Genomic DNA, 22,970 nt, shown 5'->3' with positions numbered 1-22,970 from the left:
TATACAAGTGAGCTTATGGAATAAAAGCTTCATAATTCTAAATATTCCTACTATTGAAAGCGGTATGAATAGCAGTTATTGCTAAACTCTTCTTAGACTAGGGCAATCAAGTGCAAACTGTTTTAATTCTTCTTTAAGATTAGCAATTGCTCGCTCAGTAACCTCAAAACTATCTAAGGAACGAATTGTTTTATAACGTTCTTCGCCATAACCTGAAAGCTCATAATCACATTGCCAAGTATTGCCAAATTGCTGCGGCTGATAGATGGTTACGGTTATTTCATGAATAATGCCTTGCTTGTCTTGGAAGTAGTGAGTTTGAGTGGCGACAATGCTTTCTGGCATCGGTTTGTAAGGCTCAAACCCTAAAAACTGATTCTTAATTTGTTCTGCTTCCTCCCAAGATTTTGCGGAAAAAACCAAACTTAATTGCTCATCATCTGCTATCGGCTTACCGAATGCTTGTAATTTAAGTTCAGTGTTTTCTTGGTTTCTATTTAATTGATAAAACGCGGCTTCAACTTGGTTATTTGGGTTGTTTAATTCATGAGCCACCTTATCTAAAACCATCTGGTCATTCGCATAATCAATCTCTTCTAAGGCTTCCTCTGATGTGTTTGGATTATCTATTAGCTGCTGCATAGCATTGATTCGATATGCGACCGCCTCTTTTAATAGGCAAATAAATTTAGGAGATATATTTAAGATAAGTGTAGGGTTCATAACTGACTCCAAAAAAAGTATCTCTGCTTCATTCTATGATAAGACAATACACCTATCGACTAGATTTTGAATGCACTGACCATCTAATAATAAAATGACTCAATAGAATCAATCCTGCCATAACGGGGAAGTAAAAGGTGCTATTTACTATTGCTTGTAACGTCGTTAATTGGGCCTCTCCCATATTGACTGCATACCAATCAATTGGCTTCCAAGTCTCATCAATAAGAACACTTATTACGAAAGGCAAAGTAAACATTACACCGTACACATCTGTATAACAGTAGGCCGAAGGTGAAATCCGGTCAATAACACAATAGACGACGCTAACGATACCATGGAATAGCACAATAAAGATGAGTGCTAACGGCCACCATCCTCTAACATCCGCGTTATTAGCAATTGTTATTTCATAGATGATATAGCTTACATAAACCAAAAAATTTGGGATAAAAACTATCAGGAATTTTTTGAGTGGCATGGCTGTAATCTTCATTATCAAATTAATATTTATTTCACTCTGTTTTAACACAGCTTGAATACTTTATGTATCATACTCAACCATATACATACTATTCACGAATTAAATAAGCACTATGCATCCCTTATCAGCCTTAGTTCTGCTAAAGTTACTCATGCGCACTTTTCTCCAACTATAAAAAATCAAAAGGGGTCAGCATGAGCACCAAAAACCTATTATCTGACCTAAACCTAACCTGCCCTATCGTCCAAGCGCCGATGGCAGGCGGTGCGACCACACCTGAGCTTATCGCTGCGGTGAGTAACTTCGGTGGATTGGGCAGCTTGGGTGCGGGTACCACTGCACCTAGTAAGATTAGTGAGCAGATTAACCAAATCAAAGCGCTTACTAACAAGCCGTTTGCAGTGAATCTGATGGTGCTATCAAAAGCTGAGTCGACTACTTTTGATACGCCGATGCCAGAGTGGTTACAGGCGCATTACGATACGCTTAATATACCAGTGGATTTGCCTTCTCATCCGGCGCAATCTTTTGAAGCCCAGTTTGCAGTACTGCTCAACAATCCGGTTCCTGTGGCCAGCTTTACCTTTGGTATTATTAGCAAGGCCCAAGTGGCAGCGTTACATGCGGTTGGCACTCAAGTAGTGGGCACCGCCAACCATCCGTTAGAAGCCAAAGCCTGGGCAGATATCGGAGCCGATGCGGTCTGTGTGCAAGGGGTCGAAGCTGGCGGGCATCGTGGCGGCTGGCTGCCCCAAAGTCAGCAAGACCCACTGGGTTTACTGACGCTAATTACGCAGACCAAGGCGGTGACCGATGTGCCGCTTATTGCGGCAGGCGGCATTATGAGCGCTGAAGCGATTAAAGCGGTACAGGCAGCAGGTGCGCAGTTGGCACAGCTGGGGACGGCATTTTTGACCACGACTGAAAGCGGTGTCAGCGACCTATATAAGGCACAGTTATTGAAAGCTGCCCAGGGTGAACGTCGGGCACAAACTCGCCTGACTCGCCTGTTCTCAGGCAAGCAGGCACGCGGTTTAATGAATGACTATCTTGAGCGCTTTAGCTCCTATGATAACGAGACCCTGCCCGCCTACCCTCAGCTCAATGCCATGACTCAGCCGATGCGAGCGGCAGCCGCGACAGCCAATAATCCAGAGTATATGTCACTGTGGGCAGGGCAAGGGGTGAGTCAGGTTCAAGCATTATCGGTTAATGAGCTCATGACGCAGTTGACTAATGGTTAGCTGCTCGCGCTTTAAGCTGACTGTGTGTCGCCCGCAGTAAGAGCAGTGGCTTGTTGTTAGTAGCAATTATTGAAATGATAATTTAATAATTGCTCATCAGTTAATAAAACTTAACATTTCCCCCTATTTAAATTCTCATCTTCATACCCATACTAAGAGTCACTAATGATTTATTGATTTGAGTTTTGGGGCATATTTATGAATGAACGAGTATCTGATAATCCTCATCAAGGGTTACGTATTCACACCAAATACTATCGTCTGATTTTTACTGGTCTGATGGCGCTATTGATGTCGCTGATCATTTCATCTGCGCTTATCCTATTAAAACAAGGGTATAGTCAGCACTTCTTTAGTGAGCTGATGCACTCATGGGGCACCTCGTTTATATTCGCTTGGCCCAGTGCTTATGTGTGTGCTTATGTGATTCAGACCAAAATACTGACCCGCGTTCACTTCCATAATGATGACTAACGCTTATCAGTAACACCGCACATATTAGGTAAAAAGCCCCAAACGGTTAAGGTTGGGGCTTCTTCACTATGGTTTTTTACTTTAATGATTGACGGCTCTAATGGGCTTGAATGGCCAATCGTAAGCATGCCGTTATTTTTTGCTAGAATCTGGCATACCTTTATAGAATCCAGATAGCGCACAGATATGTTTCGCCATTTTAATATGATGCTCAAACACACCTTTATCATAATCGTCTCTGCCTAACGCCAATAACCACGGTATCTTGTTATGGTTTCGAGTATATTGATTGACACTATATGCCCGATAATAACCATCCTCACAAAATACACGATAAGTGGTATCGGTGTACGCACCACTGGCTTTCACACTCCTTACTTCACCATAAGCAACATTTCTCGAGCGGTAAGGACTATCCACATCCAAATACTCTTTTTGGTTTTCAGCATTACCAAGTAACGGTGGTATCTCATTGACCAACAGCCAGCGCCGCGGTTTTTCTGAACCTACTACTGTGGTAGGCTCAACCTTTTTCACCGCATCCAAAATATCCTGATACTCTTGTGCCGTAGGTAAGCTTCTCATCGCTTGTTTGTCTATATTTCGCTGCTGTACCTCGTTTAAGGTTGCGCAGCCACTCACCGTTAACAGTGAAGCCAGTGCTATAGCTAACGTCTTTATACCTCTATTCATTGTTATACATCCTCACCATTCTCTGTTTTATCAACACTAGGCTTGGGCTATCCATTTCCATTCTCTAGCCCTTAGCCTATGACTTGACGCTATAGCGACTTAATTGGCGGCATCAAGCAGCTGGAAGGGGAACGTCACCACATCAAAGGCTAGAGCGAAAGGCAATAACACCAGCTTGCCCGCCGCACTGGCACCATTGTTGGTGGTTGTGGTGGTTTTGCCATTGGTATAGATAGTGACCGGATAAGGCTTGGTTAAGGCACTATATTTAGATTGTATCAGGCTCAGATTACTGACTGCCGGATAGACACCACCTTTAATGGGTACGGTAAAGCAAAAGCGCTGGGCATTCATACGCTCATCACTTGAGCTACTGCACTCTTTACCACCATTTTGTAAGAAGAAATTGTAATCGCTGCGCTGAAACTCATCTTTTAGCTTGGCATAAGACAGCTTCATTTGTCCTTGGAAGTGCCCGTCGTTATTGGGAGAGTAAAAGCGCATGTCGTTATCAACGCGGATATTTTTAGGGGTTAGATTGGTCAATAGATTGACCATCTCCGGGCCGCCTTGGCTGAGTACATAGCTGTACTTTTCACCCACTATGACCACGCTACTTGAGGGCATATTGGCCAGCGGCGTGGCAGGGCGACCAAAGGCCACCAACTGATCCTCCACCAACACCTGCTCGCTGGTGGTGGTATGGCTGCTACTGCTTCCTGAGTTGAGCAGCTCAGTAGTAGCACAGCCTGATGCCAATAATAGCGCCACTAGTGAGGCGCCGCCTACCGCTAGTTTCAGACCCTTATTTGGCAGCTTAAGCGCTTTATTCATAAAATATCCTTATTTATTATGATGTTTTAAATCCAATATTTAGTATATATTATCAGTACGCTTGAGTGTCAATATCCTTTTACCAAACCTGCAGGTTTTTTGTATATGGCGCTGTGCTGAGTGGCTTAATACGTTAAGCCACGGCACCTGGTAATTGAGTTACTTTGTTCTTTAGACATGCCACTTGGTGATCTGGTGTGCCCTCTAATACTGGCTTTGTCTGCGCACAGCCATCATCTGCTATCGGACAGCGGGTACGGAACACGCAGCCTGAAGGTGGATTAATAGGGCTGGGTAAATCCCCCTCTAACAGCTGAATGGTTTTGTTCCGCTCAATCTGTGGATCTGGAATGGGCACAGCTGACATCAAGGCCTGGGTATAAGGATGGGTGGGATTGTCATATATGGCCTTATCAACACCAAGCTCGACGGCGTTACCTAGATACATCACCAGTACCCGATCTGAGATGTGCTTGACCACAGATAAATCATGGGCAATAAAGATAAGCGCCAAGCCCATCTCTTTTTGGACGTCTTGTAGTAGATTAATCACCTGCGCCTGAATCGACACATCCAGCGCCGATACTGGCTCATCACAGATAATCAGCTTAGGTCTTAAGATAAGAGCGCGTGCAATGCCTATGCGTTGGCACTGACCGCCTGAGAATTCATGGGGATAACGGTTGACTTGGTTGGGCAGCAGACCGACCTTTTTCATCATGGCCCGTACTTCTTGCTCAACCTCAGATTTTGGCATTTTGGGATAGTAAGTGCGTAATGGCTCGGCAATGATATCACCCACCGTCATACGCGGGTTTAGTGACGCTAAGGGGTCTTGGAAAATCATCTGGATGTCTTTTCGCTTAAGACGCATCTGCTTTTTGGTGGCGCCCAACATCTCCTCGCCATTGAACTTAATACTCCCCGAACGGGCAGTCACTAAGCCAATAATGGTGCGAGCCAGCGTCGACTTACCGCAGCCCGACTCACCCACCACGCCTAAGGTTTCACCGGCGAATAATTCAAAGGAGACGCCGTTGACGGCCTTTAAAGTCGCCGGCTTTTGCCAAAAATAGCTGCCTTTTTGTTTAATATCAAAGCTGGTCACCACGTCCTTAACTTGCAATAAAGGCGCGTCATTCACCACATCGATTCGATTGCTTGTAGTCTTTGTCATGGCTTATCCCTCTATGTTATTTGCAAGTTGAGCTTGGGCATCTTGCGGCTCTGTATTGGCCACATCTTCAGGCTTCCAGTGGCAAGCACGCTGTCTTTCATTGGGCAGAAATTCAAGCGGTGGCGGCACATCACGGCACAGCTCCATCGCATAAGTGCAGCGCTCATAAAAAGGACAGCCGGCAGGCAGGTTGAGTAGGTTTGGCGGGCTACCAGGGATGGTCTCAAGCTGACCGCTGTCATTATCAAGACGAGGAATCGCACGCAGCAAGCCTTTGGTATAAGGGTGAGTCGGATTGTAGAAGATTTCTTCGGTATGACCATAAGCCATAGTACGGCCAGCATACATGACCAATACCCGATCACAAATACCTGCGACCACGCCTAAATCATGGGTAATCATAATGATGGTGGTGCCAAAGTCACGCTTTAGCTCATTCATCAAAGTCATAATCTGTGCTTGTACCGTCACATCAAGTGCGGTGGTCGGCTCATCGGCAATCAGCAGCTTAGGACGGCAAAGCAGCGCCATAGCAATCATTACCCGCTGGCGCATACCACCTGAGAATTCGTGCGGATACATGCCGATACGCTTGCGGGCCTCGGGGATTTTTACCGCATCAAGCATCTTGATGGCCTCCTCCCAAGCCTCTTTTTTACTCATGCCTTTGTGCAAGATAAGCACTTCAGCCAGCTGATCGCCGATTTTCATATAAGGGTTTAGCGAGGTCATCGGATCTTGGAAAATCATTGACACTTGCTCAGCACGCAGCTTGTTTAAGTGCTTTTGTGACATGCCTAGCAGCTCACGACCTTCGAATAATACTGAGCCTTTGGTCAGACCATTTTTGGCAAGTAGCCCCATGATGGCAAAGGCAGTCTGTGATTTGCCCGAGCCGGACTCCCCTACGATGCCCAGAGTTTCACCTTGGTGAAGATTAAAATTTAGCCCATTTACGGCAGTGACCAGTCCATCTTCGGTCTTAAATTGTACCGATAAGTCTTTGACCTGCAATAAATCTGGCGCTTTGCTGTCTTGTAATACGCTCATAATGGTTGTCCCTGTATTGGCTATTTGGCTATTGGCGGGCATTACCCACTGTATTTTTTGTGGTTTTAACTCACTTATGTATGCACGTTATGGATTGAACTGGTTAACTCAAACCATTAACTAGCGATCTTTGGGGTCAAACGCATCACGCAAACCATCCCCAATAAAGTTAAAACAAAACAAAGTCACTACCAAAAACACAGAAGGTATCAAAATCTGCCATGGTGCCACCTGCATCGTCTGCGAGCCCTCTTGTAATAAAGCACCCCAACTGGTCATCGGCTCTTGTACACCTAAGCCTAAGAAGCTTAAGAAAGACTCAAATAAAATCATGCTAGGCACCAGTAGTGAGGCATACACCACCACCACGCCAAGTACGTTTGGCACGATGTGACGCATAATAATATTAAAGCCTGATACCCCGCCCACATGCGCCGCTTCAATAAATTCTTTGCTCTTAAGACTTAGTGTTTGACCACGTACAATACGCGCCACATCCAGCCAAGAAACCAGACCAATGGCCACGAAAATAAGCATCAGGTTACGACCAAAGATAGTCACCAACAAAATCACGAAGAACATAAATGGAAAGGCGTTTAGGATTTCCAAAAAGCGCATCATAATCGCATCAATCTTACCGCCTAAGTAGCCAGAAGCTGCACCATAAACGGTACCGAATATCACCGCCACAGTGGCGCCTGCAATACCTACAAGTAGCGAGATACGACCACCAATGGCGGTACGTACCAATAAATCACGGCCCAAAGAGTCGGTGCCAAAATAATGCTTATTCTCTAATGATGGCGCCCCTTGCATATAGCCCCAATCGGTCTCTGCATAACCAAAAGGTGCAAACATCGGCACAAAAATCACAAATACTGTGACCAAAAATAAGATAACCAAGCTGGCAATCGCCGCTTTGTTTTTATAAAAACGACGCCAAGCATCCTGCCATAAGCTGCGTCCTTTAATGGCAGGTGCGGTGGGCGCTACTAAATCAATGGGCTTGTCAGTGATAACACTCATAGTCATCCTTGTTACTTAATCTTTTGCAGGTGAATGGGGTAAGTAGGCGTTAGGGCAATGGGCATTTCATTGATGCTTTGGCGAGCCTACTTAACGGCCTAGTACTTAATCTGTGGGTCAATAACTGCGTATAAAATATCGACAATGGCGTTAAAGGCAATGGTCAATACGCCCACCAAAATGGTTAAGCTAAGCACCATGCCATAGTCACGGTTTAAGGCGCCATTAACGAATAATTGACCGATACCGGGCAGACCAAAAATGGTCTCAATCACAATTGAGCCGGTGATAATACCCACAAAAGCAGGGCCTAAATATGAGATAACCGGCAGCATCGCTGGGCGCAGTGCATGCTTAAATACAATACGCTGCATCGGCAAGCCTTTGGCACGTGCGGTACGGATATACTGGCTGTTCATCACCTCAATCATAGAGCCGCGCATGATACGCGCGATGCTGGCAGTATAAGCCAAAGCCAGTGCCGTCACCGGCAAGATAAGGTTTTGTACCGCCCCATCATTCCAGCCGCCACCGGGCAGCCACTTTAAAGTAATGGCAAAAATAAGTACCAACAGGGGCGCTTTGACAAAGCTTGGAATAACCACTCCGATATTGGCAAAAGCCATAACGATATAGTCAATCCATGAGTTTTGTTTTAAAGCGGCGACAATACCGAAGATCAGTCCGAGCACTAAGGCTAGGATAAAGGCATAAAGGCCCAGCTCCACTGAAACCGGTAGCGCTTGTGATAACAGCTCATTGACGGTGTAGTCTTTGTACTTAAAGGAGGGGCCAAAGTCGCCCACTGCAATTTGCTTTAAATAATGCACATATTGCAGCCACATGGGGTCATTTAAGTGATATTTGGCTTCAATATTGGCCATTACCGCGGGTGAAAAGCTACGCTCGCCACTAAACGGACTACCCGGCGCCAATCGCATCATAAAAAATGACACGGTAATAAGGATAAACATGGTGGGAATGGCTTCTAATAGCCGCCGAAATATAAGCTTTAACATAAACCCTCTGTTATCAGTAACGCATTGATTCCGTTGTTAAAATCGATAATTAATATCCGTGTTTGGTGCTTATTCTTTATCTGCTATGGGTGTGTTTTACCCTTAATGCTTAGCAATGGCCAAGTCTTTGGCTTGCCACACATCTAGTGGATCGTTTTCTGGGAAGCCCACCACATAAGGCTTAACCAGACGTACCCCAACATAATGGAACATGTTTAGATTGGGCATATCCGCATCTAACTGAGCTTCAGCCTGTTGATATAGCTTGGCACGCAGCGTCGCATCGACCCCTTCAACCAAGGTTTGATTCATAATGCTGTCAAACTTAGCACTGGAGTATTTACCGTGGTTATTGGTGTTGTCAGTCTTAAGTGTGTTTAAAAACGAGGATGGTTCATTATAGTCCCCACACCAGCTTGAGCGGGCAATGTCATAGTTGCCCAATCGGCGGGTATCTAAGTAGGTTTTCCACTCTTGATTGACCAAGGTAACATCCACTGTGTCCTCCCCTAGCGCTTGCTTCATTAAAGCGCTAAAGGCCACGGCAATTTTTTTATGGTTGTCACTGGTGTTATACAACAGCTCAAACTTCAGTGGATGGCTGGCATTGTAGCCTGCCTCGTTTAATAGTTTTTTTGCCTCATCAATGCGCTGCTGTTTGCTCCAGCTCTCCCACTGCGGAGTGAAGTTCTCCATGCCATTGGTAATCGGCGGCGTCAACTGATAAGCAGGCGCTTGACCTTGCCCCATAATCTTAGTGGCGATGGTGTCACGATCTAAAGCCAAGGCCAAAGCTCGGCGTACGCGCGCATCATTAAATGGGGGCTTGACGGTGTTGTATTTGTAGTAATAAGTACACAATCTAGGTGCTACTCTGAGCTCATCGCCCAGCTCTTTTTTGAGCATATCAAACTGCTCAGGCGGTACTTCAGCACTGACATCCACCTCGCCTGCTCGGTAACGTGCCACATCTGTTGTGGGCGATGACAGCGGTAAAATGGTGACTTGATCAATTTTGGTGTTCGCATTATCAAAGTAATGGGTATTGCGGGTCAGCACAATTTTGTCATTCACTGACCACTCGCTTAACGTATAAGGCCCATTCACCACGATGTGCTCAGGTGCCGTCCACTTCTCCCCAAACTCAGCAATGACCTTTTGAGGCACCGGCTTGGTAGAGGTGTGAATAAGCATGTCAGGAAAGTAAGGCACAGCTTCGGTTAAGGTAACTTGTAGCGTCTTGTCATCAAGCGCTTTAATGCCCAAGGTATCTACTGCGGCTTTGCCCTCCATGATGGCTTCAGCGCCCACCACTTTGGCATCGACCAAGTAGCTGGCATAAGGTGCAGCGGTATTTGGGTCAATGAGGCGCTGCCAACTGTAAACGAAGTCGCCAGCGGTTACCGGATCGCCATTACTCCACTTGGCATCACGCAGCTTAAAGGTCCAGACCTTATTGTCACTACTCTCCCAGCTTTCAGCCATACCAGGCACAGTTTTGCCTTCTCGGTCTGTATCGACCAACCCGGTGAACATCTGACGGATGATGTTGCCTTCTGGCACCGCTGAGACTTTGTGCGGGTCTATCGACTCAGGTTCGGCAGTGTTATTAATGACGATGTGCTGCGTATCGGCCAAGGCTGTCTGCTCAATCTGCTCAGAGGTCTTGGCTGTGCTACCGCTCTCTTGTGGGTTTTTGTCACCACACGCACTCAGTGATAGCCCAGCTAGGACAGCCATCACCAGTGGCAAGCGTGTCGGTAATGTTGTACGACTTAAAATCTTCATAATTTAATCACTTTTATTAATACCAAATCCAACCCTCATCGCAGCCACTCTTTTTAGTCATGCTTGGCGATAGAGACATCCTTAATCTGCCAATTGCTCAAAGGATCTTGCAAAGGAAAATTGATCACATAAGGCTTAACCATGCTGAGCTTGACGATATGGAATACATTAAGCTGCGGCATATCAGCATCGAGCTGAGCTTCCGCTTGACGATACAGCTCTGCTCGCTGCTCGGCGGTCACGCCCTCTTTGAGCGTTTGATTCATAATGCTGTCAAACTTAACACTAGAATAACCGCCCCAGTTATTACTATTACCGCTCTTGGCAATATTCAAAAAGGTAGATGGCTCGTTATAATCGCCACACCAGGTATAGCGTGCCAGCTGATAATTACCATTACGAAAGGTGTCCAAAAAGGTTTTCCACTCTTTGTTCATTAGGCTCACATCGACAAAGCCAATGGCCTCTTTTAGCAGCGAGCTTGTGGCCACAGCCAGCTTTTTATTGCCTTCATTGGTGTTGTACAACAACTCAAACTTCAGCGGATGCTGCTCGTTGTAGCCGGCTTCATTGAGTAGCTTTTTGGCCTCTGTAACCCGTTTTTTCTGATCCCAGCTTTGCCACTCAGGTGTAAAAGGGGTCATTCCTTGAATCGACGGCGGCGTGTATTGATACGCTGGCGTCTGACCTTGTCCCATCACTTTTTGGGTGATGGTATCGCGATCTAAGGCGATGGCCAGCGCTCGGCGCACCCGCACATCGTCAAAAGGTGGCTTTTTGTTGTTGTACTGATAATAAAAACTGCACAAGCTTGGTGAGACTTGAATTTGATCACCCAGCTCTGCCTTTAATTCATCAAACTGCTCAGTTGGCATGCCGGCACCAATATCAATTTCACCCGCTTTATAACGGGCCACATTGGTGGTCTCCGACTCAATCGGCAGTAAAGTAATGGTATCTATGGTGGTGTGGGCATTGTCGTAATAGGCCGGATTACGCTGCAGCACTATCTTGTCATTGACCGACCACTCGCTAATTTTATAAGGGCCATTGACCACTATGTTCTTAGGATCGGTCCATTTCACCCCAAATTTTTCAACCGTGGCCGGATGTACCGGAGAGGTTGAGGTATGTATCAGCATATCGACAAAGTAAGGTACCGGCTCAGTTAATCTCACCTCTAAGGTTTTATTATCCAAAGCTTTAACACCTAACGTATCTGGGCTTTGCTTACCATTGATGATGGCTTCAGCGCCCACCACTTTGGCATCGACCAAGTAGCTGCCATATGGTGATGCGGTCTTAGGATCCACCACTCGGCGTAAGCTATAGACGAAGTCTTGTGCGGTCACAGGATCGCCATTTGACCATTTGGCATCACGCAGTTTAAACACCCAAACCTTGTTATCTTCACTCTGCCAGCTCTTAGCCATCGCAGCAATGGTCTTACCTTTAGCCTCAGTAGTGACGAGCCCCACCAGCTGCTGACGGATAATATTGGCTTCAGGTAGGCCGGATATCTTATGCGGATCAAGCGACTCAGGCTCGGTACCATTGTTAATAACAATCTGCTGTTTTTCGGCCAAGACATTAGGGTCTATCTTAGCTGAGGCCCCAGCATTACTGGCCGCCTTGTCGCCACAGCCACTTAAAAAAACGGCCGTGGTTATCGCCACAGTTAAGGTGATTGAAGGGAGTGCTTTTAAAGTCCTGCGCGAAGATGAGACCATACTTATATCCTTATTAGTTGTCACATTGGCCATCGCTAAAATCAATACCGGATAAGCCGCTTGAGTGTCGACTTATCCGTTTGTCTATTTAATGAGGATGCGGCCAGCCGAAGACGGCTGGCGCTCAGGGATGCTAAACGTCGCAATAAGCCTATCAGTGATTAATGCTTAGCGATTTTTAGATCTTTACCTTGCCAGTTGTTTAAAGGATCATTAACTGGGAAGCCGACCACATAAGGCTTGATAAGACGAGGGCTTACATAGTGGTAGACGTTGATATTTGGCATGTCTTTGTCAAGCTGTACTTCTGCTTGTTTGTACAAGTTGGCACGCTGCTCTGGGGTAACGCCCGCTTTTAAGGTTTGAGTCATCAAGCTATCAAAGGCGGCACTTGAGTACTTACCTTGGTTATTACTGTTGCCAGATTTGACGATATTTAAGAAGGTAGAAGGCTCGTTATAATCGCCACACCAGCCCGCACGGGCCACTTGATAGTTACCATTGCGGCGCGTATCTAGATAGGTTTTCCACTCTTTGTTAATTAAGCTTACGTCAACGAAACCAAGTGATTGCTTCCATAACGAGCTTGCCGCGACAGCGATTTTCTTGTGGTTGTCACTGGTGTTATATAACAGCTCAAATTTGAGGGGCTTAGATTCGCTATATCCGGCCTCATTAAGTAGCTTCTTCGCCTCTTCTACACGGCGTGCTTGATCCCAGTTTTGCCATTCAGGTGTGTTGTTTTCCATGCCATTGGTCGATACTGGAGTTAACTGATAAGCGGGCGTCTGACCTTGTCCGACGACCTTATCGGTAATGGTGTTACGGTCTAACGCTAAGGCCAGAGCACGGCGGACGCGCGCATCATTAAATGGCGGCTTAACGGTATTAAACTCGTAGTAGTAAGTACATAGCATAGGCGATACGCTTACCTCATCACCCAACTGCTCTTTTAAAGACTTGAACTGCTCTGAGGGCAATTCTTCATTCGTCACATCAATCTCACCAGCCTGATAGCGTGCCACGTCGGTGGTGCTAGAGGGGATGGCCAACATGGTAATTTTTTCTAGGGTGGTGTTGGCATTGTCGTAGTAGCTCTCGTTACGGGTTAACACAATCTTGTCGTTGACCTGCCATTCGCTAATTTTGTATGGGCCGTTGACCACGATATTGGCTGGATCGGTCCATTTATCACCGAACTGCTCTACCGCTTTTTGGTTCACAGGTTTTACAGAGGTATGGATTAAAGTGTCTGGGAAATAAGGCACAGGCTCTGATAAAGTCACTTGTAAGGTTTTATCATCAAGGGCTTTAACCCCTAAGCTATCTACCGCAGCTTTACCTTCCATGATGGCCTCAGCGCCCGCCACCTTGGCATCGACTAAGTAACTGGCATAAGGGGATGCTGTATTGGGATCTAACAGACGGCGCCAGCTGTACACGAAGTCATTAGCAGTAACCGGGTCACCGTTTGACCATTTGGCATCACGAATTTTAAAGGTCCAAACTTTATTGTCTGTGCTCTCCCAGCTTTCGGCCATGCCAGGAATGGTTTTGCCATCTCGGTCTGTGGTGGTTAGACCCACCAGCATTTGACGAATGACTGCCGCTTCTGGTACCCCAGAGACTTTTTGTGGGTCTAATGACTCAGGCTCAGCTGCGTTATTAATAACCAGCTCTTGCTTATCGGCTAAAACATTGGGGTCTACTTTGGCTGAACTGCCACTGCTGGCTGATTTATCACCACATCCGACCATCATCATCGCTAAGGCTAACGTGGTTGGAAGAAAAACTGTATTCACTAAAGAGGTTGATTTACGCACAATAAAATCCTTTTGGGCAATGGCAAATATAAGCTTTCATGCAAAGCTTGCATAAACGAATAAAACAACAATCTAACAAAAACACGATAGTTAATAAAACACACTATCTTACAAAAGCTCAAACCTAACTAACAAGCTAATTCTTTTTAGCAACTAAATTACAGACTTGTTATTCATTGTAGTTATATTAATAAAAAAAATATATGAGTCTGTCAATAAATATTCATGTATCTGTGATACACAAAGTCACTTATTAAAAATTAAAGTCAATAGTAGCAAGGCTTTACACAACAATACACCTTTGATTTTTTATTTATTTAAAACGATAGAAATCGACTCGATTTTGACAATATCCTAAAAACTAGCAAACTTTTGTTTGCTATTAACAGCATTACCCAGAGTTTATCCATCGCTATTGGCCTAAAAACTGTTACTCTTAACCGCTATAAATACTCAATGATTAATTGATTAAATGATTAATAAACCTTGCACTCAATTTGCCGCTTTCGCTGTATCTTAAGCTGCGTGCCGAGAAAATTATGACCCAGCCTGCCCCTAAATCGAACCTGCCCGCCTCTGATCCTAATAGCGCAGTCGCTCTAGCCTCACAGCCCAATGGCGTCCGCCCCAGCCCGCTTGCCTGGATAAAGTTTTTTGATAACAGCTTATTAATCATTGCCGCTACGGCCTTGGCGCTGGCCTTGATATTTTTTGTGGCTTATAACTGGACAGCGATGGGCAAGATGGGCAAATTTGCTCTGGTTCAGTCGGCCTTGATTGTCAGTGTGCTGGGCTACGTGGCCTTTGCCTATAAGCGGAGCACAGTATCGGCTCAGCATAAAACTTATCTCATCGAGCCGTTGTTGCTACTTATCGCAAGCGTAGTGGTGGGCAGCTTATTGGCATTATTTGGTCAGATTTATCAGACTGGGGCTGACAGTTGGCAGCTGTTTTTTTATTGGGCGTTGCTGATTACGCCTTGGGCAATTATCGCGCGGCTGCCAGCTTTATGGCTATTGTGGCTGCTACTGATTAATATCAGTCTTAAGCTGTCCTTTGCCGATGTCAGCTTTTGGTTTGTTGACTCTTGGCTAGGCACTGGGATGGATTACCAGCTGTTTCGTGGGGTGTATCTGATGCTGATGACCGCGATAAACTCTGTGGCACTTTTGATGGCTTTGTCGGCAGCTGTTAATGGTTTTTTTGGCCAAAAGCTATTGAACACCTCGATGTTTAATAAGCTGTTTTTTTATAAAAAGGCCAATTCAAAAAATCCACCCCAAGCCGCCTCTTCTGCTTCTGCTGACGCCAACTTTCAGGCCACCGCTCTGCCTTGGTCTGTTTATTTGGTAGGATTATTGGCCACTTATTTTGCCACCCGGCTGGGATTATTTGTGGTATTACAACAAAGCTTTCATCTCGATATGATCAGTATCGCCTGTCTAAGTCTGTGGCTGGTATTTATTGGTTTTTTCTATGCTCAGTTTCGTCGTCGACGCACGGATTTATTTATGCTGACCTGCCTGTCAGGGTCGGTTATTATCGTTGTGTTAGGGCTGGCAACTCGGATACTGTCGCAGTTTATGAGCACCAGTGCTTTATTTATCTTGGCATTGTTACTGATTGCCATGAGCGCTTATGCAGTCAGTTGGCTGCGTAACTTGCACAGTCAACAGCCACCGAATCAACAGCCGCCCAGTGAACCGCTAGACACACCAGGCCGCGTACAGCAGACGCACGCCAAGCAGCTGCCCGCAAACGTACCCAATGATTTGGCCACCAAGCTCACCCCACCCACCCCCACTGCATCGAAAACCCCCTCCATTTCGCAAAATACACCTTGGTATTTGCAGCTGTTTTTGATCTTAAGTGGCCTATTGGCTGGTGGATTGATCAGCGGCTTTATTGTTTTATTACTAAACGTGGCCTTAAAAGACGATATCATTAAGCTAACCGTTGGCCTGTTATTACTGTTTGTCAGTTTTGTGCTGTCACGCCAAGAATTATTTATTCGTCGTGACCTGAATACACCCTCGAAACAACAAGCCTTTAGCGATAGTCTGGCGTTTGCCTTGAGTCTGTCAGGTCAGGCGTTTTTGGCGGTTTTTTTGTTTGAAATCATCGATGATATTGCCTTAAGTATCGCCGCCTTTATGCTGATGCAGGCGCTGCTTCTTACGTTATTCACCGATGTTTTATCACGATTTTTTAGCAGTGTTATGGGGCTTTTAGCGCTCGTATGGCTACTGGCTTACGTGCAGCTTCCTGAAGCGTCACCGGCCATATTGGCATTGCTTGCTGTGCTTTTTGGCGTGCACCTACAGAGTGTCAAGCAGCCCTTGAAAGGAAGAAAAACCCTCTCGCCGTCACTACTAAATGCTATGGCTTATGCCACAAGCTTTGTTTTACTTCTTATCTCAGTGGTGTTTATTGCCGCTGAATATCAAGACGGCTTGATCGGTATTGGCTCAGACTTTCAGTACCGTTATGCGCTTGCACAGCTCTTACTGACCTTAAGTAGTCTTTACGCCGCGTATATCATTTTGCAGCGCTATCAACTTAAGAGTATCTCAAAAACAGGCGGCTTAATTGCACTGGCCATTGGGCTTCTTGCCGTGGTTTCAGTCTATGTTTCAGGAGTGCTTGCCAGCAGTTTGGTCATCATTATTGCCATGGCCAATCAAAACCGTACCCTACGAGGTCTGGGTATTAGCGCCTTGGTCGGCTATATCTTCTGGTACTACTATCAGCTAGACAGCAGCTTATTGTTAAAGGCCGGCTCTATGCTGGCCGTCGCCGCCGCACTGTTTATGATCCGGTGGGCCATGCGGCGCTTGGTGGGGATACCTAAGTCGACTGAGCACCTCACTCAAAGCCACCTGCCCTCTCAAGCGGATGCCAAATCGCTTATTTATGCCAATGTACCTACTTATGCCAATGTGCGTACTTATGCCAATGTACCTACTACAACTCGTGCTTGGGGCACAAACCTTGCTGCCGCTATCTTAGGGCTACTTCTGACGTTAAGCGTAGTCAATATCAGTATTGCCAAAAATGAGAAGCTACTGGCCACAGGAGAGAGCGTTTTACTAAAGCTTGCACCTGTGGATCCGCGCAGCTTAATGCAGGGCGATTATATGGCGCTTAATTACGCCCTATCTGAGCAGATAATTCGCGCCCTTGAGGCTCAGTTGGCAGCAAAAAACCCCGATCAAAAGGGTGGATCTGAGGTGTACAACCTATCGAAAAATGGCTGGGTAATTGTCAAAAAAGATGCTCAAGGCATTGGGCACTTTGTACGCTTGCAAGATACCAATCCTACAGAGGCGAATACGCTAGGCCCTCATGAATTGGCTCTCTATTATCGGCTGCGTCATGGTGAGGTGAGGCTGGCCAGCAATGCGTTCTTCTTCCAAGAAGGTCACGCCAAAGCATTTGAAAAGGCAGAGTATGGCTTATTTCGGGTTGGCCCATCGGGTAAGCTGTTATTGACTGATATGGTCGATGACACGCGACAAGTGATTACAGGCAGCTCTATTGACCCGACCGAGGCCAATTAGACCAGCTATTGTTTAAAGGCCGTTTATGTTAAACACCCTACCATTTAGACTGCCGATAACCGCTGTCTTATTTTTTAACCAAACACCGGTTGATGCGCACACACTTGCTTTGCTACTGTGAACCAACCCAAGGATGTAATACTCTAAAAATGGATAATTGAAACAACAACTTAAATAATAAAGGACTTGACTATGCGCGCAGCCAGTTATACACAGTTTGGCAAACCCTCAGACGTACTTAGCATAACAGACCGACCCATTCCTGAGCCGGCACCCCATGAGGTTCGTATTAAGACCGTTTTGGCCACCATTCACAATCACGACTTAATCACCATCCGCGGTCAATATGGCGACAAGCCTAACTTGCCTGCCATTGCAGGTAGTGAAGCGCTGGGCGTTGTCGATGCGATTGGCTCTGAGGTAGAAGGCTTTGAAGTCGGTCAACGTGTGGCGGCAGCCAGCGTACACGCCACCTGGGCTGAGTACTTCACTGCACCGGCTAAAATGGTGTTCCCTATTGCTGATGCCATTGACGATGAAATCGCCGCTCAGCTGATTGCGATGCCGCTTAGTGCCCTAATGCTGCTTGAGTTTTTAGAGCTTAAAGCTGGGCAATGGGCACTGTTAAATGCAGCCAATGGTGCGGTGGGCAAATCATTTGCCATGCTCGCAGCAGCGCGCGGCGTCAACAGTATTAGTCTGGTGCGCCGAGCAGAAGCGGCAAACTCTCTTAAAGAGCTGGGAGTGGCACATGTGGTCGATGTGTCTGAATCTGACTGGCAAGATCAGGTTCGCAAAATTGTTGGCGCCGCCCAAATTGATGCCGCAGTAGACTCACTCGGCGGTGAGGCCAGCAATGACTTATTAACCTTACTTGGCAGCGGCGGTACTCTGGTGTCTTTTGGTGTGATGGCCGGCCAGCCTATGGTATTAAACCCCAGTAATTTGATCTTTAAAGAAGTGGTCGTCAAAGGCTTCTGGGGCAGTAAAACCAGCCGTGAGATGAGTCTGGACAATAAGCTGCGCCTGATTGATGAGTTAAAGCAGCGCGTACTCGAAGGCACGCTGTCTTTACCTGTACACGCTATTTATACGCTAGATGACATCACTACTGCCGTGTCTGGTGAGGTACAAAAAGGTAAGAAAGGTAAGGTGCTACTACGAGTTTAGCGTATGAACCTATGGGATAGAATTCGAGCCGATTTTAGCCAGAATAAAGCGATATTCTGGTTAAAGTTTATCATCAGTATTGTGATGCTGTATTGCAGTGTGCAGCTGATCTTTATTTTGATAGCGGACTTTAGGCGTAGTGAGTTTACCTCGACTGTCACCTTATACCCTTTCTTTATCGTGCTTTTGACAGGGGTTATGTATTTGATTCGGTTGTATCAAATATCGTTTGATAAGCAAAGCCCACAGTTTAAGCCATTATGGACCAATGTTATCGCTAACTTTGCGCTATCTGCATTGCTGCTTTTTACCTACTTTGTGTCTAATTCAGCTTAATCACTCGATTCGACATTAAAAAGCACCCAGTGGGGTGCTTTCTTATGTTTGAGTTGTAGACTTTAACAGTCTGCCAAAGAGATGATATGTACTGTGTGATTTACACATTCGAAGACAAATTTTTGCGTTCATTTGCGTTCATTTGCGTTCATTTGCGTTCATTTGCGTTCATTTGCGTTCATTTGCGTTCATTTGCGTTCATTATCAGTTAAATAATAAACGACCGAACGATTTTGTCCACGAGTATTAATAAAACCAATTTCAATCAATTTTTTTAATCTTTGATATGTTTTCGTTTTACTTTCTTTTAAATATTCTTGAATTTCCTTGCGTGACATCTCATCATTTAGTTTTAACAGTTTAATAATTTTTTCATCGTTAGACTCAAGTCTAGGTTCAGATATTTGAACTTGTTGATTTTCTTCATTAACTTTTTCTATATCATCACTACTGATAAAACCTAGTTCAAGTTGTTCTCCCTCACTAAGAGCATTTTTCCAAATACTACCTTGCGAGCTTTGTTTAACTATATTATTGTCAAAATAATGTCGATTATATAAAACCACCTTAAATTGGTTGGGTGTGACATCAAACTCTGGTTCTTTATCAAAGCCTTTGTAACTGGCAAGAATCCTTCTAATACCTGTTGCGAAATTTTCTATGTATCTTATTTTGTCTAACACATGAACGATACTGGGATTTCTACGTGCACTGATGCCTTTTTTAATATCTGATACGCTGATACCATCAGGTATCCCACCTGCTGAAAATATCTCCATTCTATCATCATAAATTTCAACTTTGATATCCGCTGATAAAGAGTAATCCCTATGGGCATATGCATTTATAACAGCCTCCCTAACAGCTTTAGAGGGATAGCCTTCGTGCTCAAGTCGTGCAGCCGCGCCTGTGAAGGATACTTTTTTATCGTTTAATAAGGATATATATTCTAATGTCATATCAATTTGTTTAATCAGAGAACCATTAAACTCTTTTTTAGCTAAAAAGTCAGATGCCATATCCAAGCCATCAACAACAGCTATCTTAGTACAAAAAGGGTTTTGATCACTTAGTAGTAGTGCATTATTATTATATTTTTCACTACCACTAGCACTTAATAGCCTTAACCCATTTTTATCAAAATCAATACCAAACTCTGAGAGCTTATCTTTTAGATACTGAAAACTAAGTGTTTTATCATTCTTAATTGGCTGGCTATCAAATTCATCAGCAACCTGTGCTTTTAGCATACGTCTAACTTCATCATCATCTGCTCGACGTTTACTGCTACCCACACGAATGTAGATACCTTTTAGATTAAAGCCTTCACCTTCTTTATAGTAATAAGGTGGTTTATCACCTTTTTTAATATGAATACCAAATGCTTCATCTGTTACCTTAATTTTTACAAACTCATGGACAGACGTATTGAATGCATTATTAATCCATTCAGTAATTAATAATTCCCACTCTTTAAACTTACTCCTTTTCTCAGGAATTGGTTTTCCATCATCATCGACACCAAGATATATAGTACCGTCATTTGAATTTAGAAAACTAACCATCTCAGCTTTTAACTGACTAGGCTTTTTAGGTATATCAGACTTATATTCAATTGACTGGCTTTCCATACATACTCTTTAATTTAGATAAATATCAGAATAAAACTATATTATATAACTCCTCAGTAGTTAGTATAATATTAAAAAAACACCCGATTGGGTGCTTTTCTATTTATAAACCTGTTATCTAGGGTGAGTCAAAGAGGCATTTAGTGCAAGGAAGATGAGCGCAAATTGCACATCAAGTGCATTAAGCGAACCTGACACCGCAATAAACGTCTATTTGACTCAACCTGACTTGTCAATTATTCCCACTCAATAGTCGCCGGCGGCTTGCTCGACACATCATAAGTCACACGAGACACATCTTTGATTTCGTTCATGATGCGGTTACTGACCGTCTCGATTAGCTCGTATGGCAAGTGCGCAAAGCGGGCAGTCATAAAGTCGATGGTTTCAACCGCACGTAGGGCGATAACCCACGCATAACGGCGGCCATCACCGACCACGCCCACAGATTTCACTGGCGTGAATACCGCAAAGGCTTGCGCAGTTTTCTCATACCAGCCTGAGCGCTCAAGCTCTTGCATAAAGATAGCATCGGCTTGACGCAGGATGTCGGCATATTCTTTTTTGACTTCGCCTAAGATGCGTACGCCTAGACCTGGACCTGGGAATGGATGACGATAAATCATTTTGTGTGGTAAGCCTAAGGCAATACCCAGTTTACGGACTTCATCTTTGAACAAGTCACGTAATGGCTCAACCAATTCAAACTGCAAGTCATCGGGCAAGCCGCCTACGTTGTGGTGGCTCTTAATCACATGCGCTTTGCCTTGGTGTGATTTGGCAGATTCAATCACGTCTGGGTAAATGGTACCTTGCGCTAAGAACTCAACCGGCTTACCGTCGCTGCCTTGGCTGATATCACGGGCGGCATCGGCGAATACATCAATAAAGGTTTTGCCGATGATTTTACGCTTAGCTTCCGGCTCACTCTCACCCGCTAATGCGCTTAAGAAGCGATCTTCAGCATCGACACGCACCACTTTTACGCCCATATTTTCGGCGAATACTTGCATCACTTGGTCGCCTTCGTGCAGACGCAGTAGACCATTATCCACGAACACACAAGTCAGCTGATCGCCAATGGCTTTGTGTAATAAGGCCGCCACAACTGAGCTGTCCACACCGCCTGATAGGCCAAGTAGAACTTGCTTATCACCGATTTGCTCTTTTAATTGCTCAACCCGCATATCGATGATGTTATCTGGCGTCCAGTCACCGGCGCAGCCACACACTTGATGCACAAAGCGAGACAATAACACGTCGCCTTGTAAGGTGTGCGTTACCTCTGGATGGAACTGTAGGCCGTAGTATTTTTTGTCTTCATTGACCATCACGGCGATGGGGCAGCTTGGCGTACTGGCGACGATATCAAAGCCTTTAGGGGCTTCAACTACTTTGTCACCGTGGCTCATCCACACATGCAAGCGGCTGTTGTCTTTGTGCTCATCTTCAATACCATCAAGTAAAGCGCTATGGCCCGTCACATCAATGGTAGCCGCGCCAAATTCATGCACATCACTTGCCTGAACCTTACCACCGAAGTGATCGGCCATGGCCTGCATGCCGTAGCAGATGCCTAAGATCGGCACATTTAAATCAAACAAAGCTTGATTGATTCTTGGGCTATTTTCGTCGTGCACACTTTCAGGGCCACCTGATAAGATCACACCTTTGGCACCGAATGCTTCGATACGATTGGTATCGATATCATAAGGATACATTTCGCAGAATACGCCCGCTTCACGAACACGGCGGGCAATCAGCTGGCTGTACTGTGAGCCATAATCGATAATTAAAATGCGGTCTTCTTTGATGGTGGGTGCGGCTATACTCATAATGTCTTCCAGTCTTTGAATAAAGAATAACTAGCAAAAATTTTAGCGCCTATTTTAACAAGTTTATGCGTTATGATGGGGATTGTATGACAGAGAATTATGTCGATATCACAAATAAATTGTTATAAAGGTCTTCTATTATGAGATTAAAAAGCGCAATCGTATTTTTTATCATAGTATTTATTTTAAATAATCTACTTAACTGGGTGTTATCGCTGGGTCAAGACCTATCGTATATCGCCATTTTAAGCATGGTCACGACAGTACTGTTTTATTTTTTGATGGCCATGCGAGACAAATGGTCCAGCTAGAAAGTCTGCACAAAGCAATAACGGGCGCATGACTGGTTGTTAATTTGATAGGATAAAGGGCT

Annotated in this window: 17 protein-coding genes; 5 read left to right on the top strand and 12 right to left on the bottom strand. The window is 45.1% G+C overall.

Annotated elements, in window-relative coordinates; all coding sequences use genetic code 11:
- Window positions 1-81: 81 nt before the first annotated feature.
- Window positions 82-723, bottom strand: coding sequence for a DUF6968 family protein (locus tag MN210_RS00150; protein WP_241878829.1), 642 nt, complete (start codon window positions 721-723; stop codon window positions 82-84).
- Window positions 724-1,401: 678 nt separating this feature from the next.
- Here MN210_RS00150 and MN210_RS00145 point away from each other — a divergent pair.
- Complete coding sequence (locus MN210_RS00145; RefSeq protein WP_241878828.1) at window positions 1,402-2,451, top strand: NAD(P)H-dependent flavin oxidoreductase; 1,050 nt, start codon at window positions 1,402-1,404, stop codon at window positions 2,449-2,451.
- A 198-nt stretch (window positions 2,452-2,649) separates the two neighbouring features.
- Window positions 2,650-2,925 (top strand): DUF2798 domain-containing protein, encoded by a 276-nt coding sequence (locus MN210_RS00140; RefSeq protein WP_241878827.1) that lies wholly within the window; start codon window positions 2,650-2,652, stop codon window positions 2,923-2,925.
- Window positions 2,926-3,057: 132 nt separating this feature from the next.
- Here MN210_RS00140 and MN210_RS00135 read toward each other — a convergent pair whose 3' ends face one another.
- From MN210_RS00135 to MN210_RS00095, 9 genes are all read right to left on the bottom strand, one after another.
- Entirely contained in the window at window positions 3,058-3,618 is a 561-nt protein-coding gene (locus MN210_RS00135; protein ID WP_011959323.1) for a hypothetical protein, read from the bottom strand.
- A gap of 99 nt (window positions 3,619-3,717) precedes the next feature.
- Window positions 3,718-4,452, bottom strand: coding sequence for a YidX family protein (locus MN210_RS00130; RefSeq protein ID WP_338412348.1), 735 nt, complete (start codon window positions 4,450-4,452; stop codon window positions 3,718-3,720).
- Window positions 4,453-4,585: 133 nt separating this feature from the next.
- Window positions 4,586-5,629: a murein tripeptide/oligopeptide ABC transporter ATP binding protein OppF gene (gene oppF / locus MN210_RS00125; RefSeq protein ID WP_338412347.1), complete on the bottom strand. Its 1,044-nt coding sequence runs from the start codon at window positions 5,627-5,629 to the stop codon at window positions 4,586-4,588.
- 3 nt (window positions 5,630-5,632) lie between these two features.
- Window positions 5,633-6,679 (bottom strand): ABC transporter ATP-binding protein, encoded by a 1,047-nt coding sequence (locus MN210_RS00120; protein ID WP_011959320.1) that lies wholly within the window; start codon window positions 6,677-6,679, stop codon window positions 5,633-5,635.
- Between the two features lie 120 nt (window positions 6,680-6,799).
- A complete protein-coding gene (gene oppC, locus MN210_RS00115) occupies window positions 6,800-7,705 on the bottom strand; it encodes an oligopeptide ABC transporter permease OppC (RefSeq protein ID WP_011959319.1) in 906 nt (301 codons plus the stop codon).
- Window positions 7,706-7,803: 98 nt separating this feature from the next.
- A complete protein-coding gene (gene oppB, locus MN210_RS00110) occupies window positions 7,804-8,724 on the bottom strand; it encodes an oligopeptide ABC transporter permease OppB (RefSeq protein WP_011959318.1) in 921 nt (306 codons plus the stop codon).
- Window positions 8,725-8,826: 102 nt separating this feature from the next.
- Window positions 8,827-10,512: an ABC transporter substrate-binding protein gene (locus tag MN210_RS00105; protein WP_338412346.1), complete on the bottom strand. Its 1,686-nt coding sequence runs from the start codon at window positions 10,510-10,512 to the stop codon at window positions 8,827-8,829.
- Window positions 10,513-10,565: 53 nt separating this feature from the next.
- Window positions 10,566-12,242, bottom strand: a complete 1,677-nt coding sequence (locus MN210_RS00100; RefSeq protein ID WP_338412345.1) for an ABC transporter substrate-binding protein — start codon at window positions 12,240-12,242, stop codon at window positions 10,566-10,568.
- A 161-nt stretch (window positions 12,243-12,403) separates the two neighbouring features.
- Window positions 12,404-14,005: an ABC transporter substrate-binding protein gene (locus MN210_RS00095; protein WP_011959315.1), complete on the bottom strand. Its 1,602-nt coding sequence runs from the start codon at window positions 14,003-14,005 to the stop codon at window positions 12,404-12,406.
- Between the two features lie 599 nt (window positions 14,006-14,604).
- Between MN210_RS00095 and MN210_RS00090 the strand changes: the two genes are divergently transcribed.
- From MN210_RS00090 to MN210_RS00080, 3 genes are all read left to right on the top strand, one after another.
- The gene (locus MN210_RS00090; protein WP_338412344.1) at window positions 14,605-17,625 is read left to right on the top strand and encodes a GDYXXLXY domain-containing protein; all 3,021 of its coding nucleotides are present in this window, start codon (window positions 14,605-14,607) and stop codon (window positions 17,623-17,625) included.
- Window positions 17,626-17,817: 192 nt separating this feature from the next.
- Window positions 17,818-18,795: a zinc-binding dehydrogenase gene (locus tag MN210_RS00085; protein ID WP_241878818.1), complete on the top strand. Its 978-nt coding sequence runs from the start codon at window positions 17,818-17,820 to the stop codon at window positions 18,793-18,795.
- 3 nt (window positions 18,796-18,798) lie between these two features.
- Window positions 18,799-19,131 carry a hypothetical protein gene (locus MN210_RS00080; protein WP_241878817.1) on the top strand — a complete coding sequence of 111 codons (333 nt, stop codon included), beginning with the start codon at window positions 18,799-18,801 and terminating at the stop codon, window positions 19,129-19,131.
- Window positions 19,132-19,319: 188 nt separating this feature from the next.
- On the opposite strand, the gene MN210_RS00075 is transcribed toward MN210_RS00080, so the two are convergent.
- Together MN210_RS00075 and guaA are read right to left on the bottom strand one after the other, a co-directional pair.
- Complete coding sequence (locus tag MN210_RS00075; RefSeq protein ID WP_338412343.1) at window positions 19,320-20,762, bottom strand: ATP-binding protein; 1,443 nt, start codon at window positions 20,760-20,762, stop codon at window positions 19,320-19,322.
- Between the two features lie 236 nt (window positions 20,763-20,998).
- The gene (gene guaA, locus MN210_RS00070) at window positions 20,999-22,597 is read right to left on the bottom strand and encodes a glutamine-hydrolyzing GMP synthase (protein WP_110815849.1); all 1,599 of its coding nucleotides are present in this window, start codon (window positions 22,595-22,597) and stop codon (window positions 20,999-21,001) included.
- Window positions 22,598-22,970 lie beyond the last annotated feature (373 nt).

The sequence above is a fragment of the Psychrobacter raelei genome, assembly GCF_022631235.3.
In the GTDB taxonomy this organism is placed as follows: Bacteria; Pseudomonadota; Gammaproteobacteria; order Pseudomonadales; family Moraxellaceae; genus Psychrobacter; species Psychrobacter raelei.
Note: the sequence above shows the minus strand (reverse complement) of the source record. Positions and strands in the feature narration are given on the sequence as shown.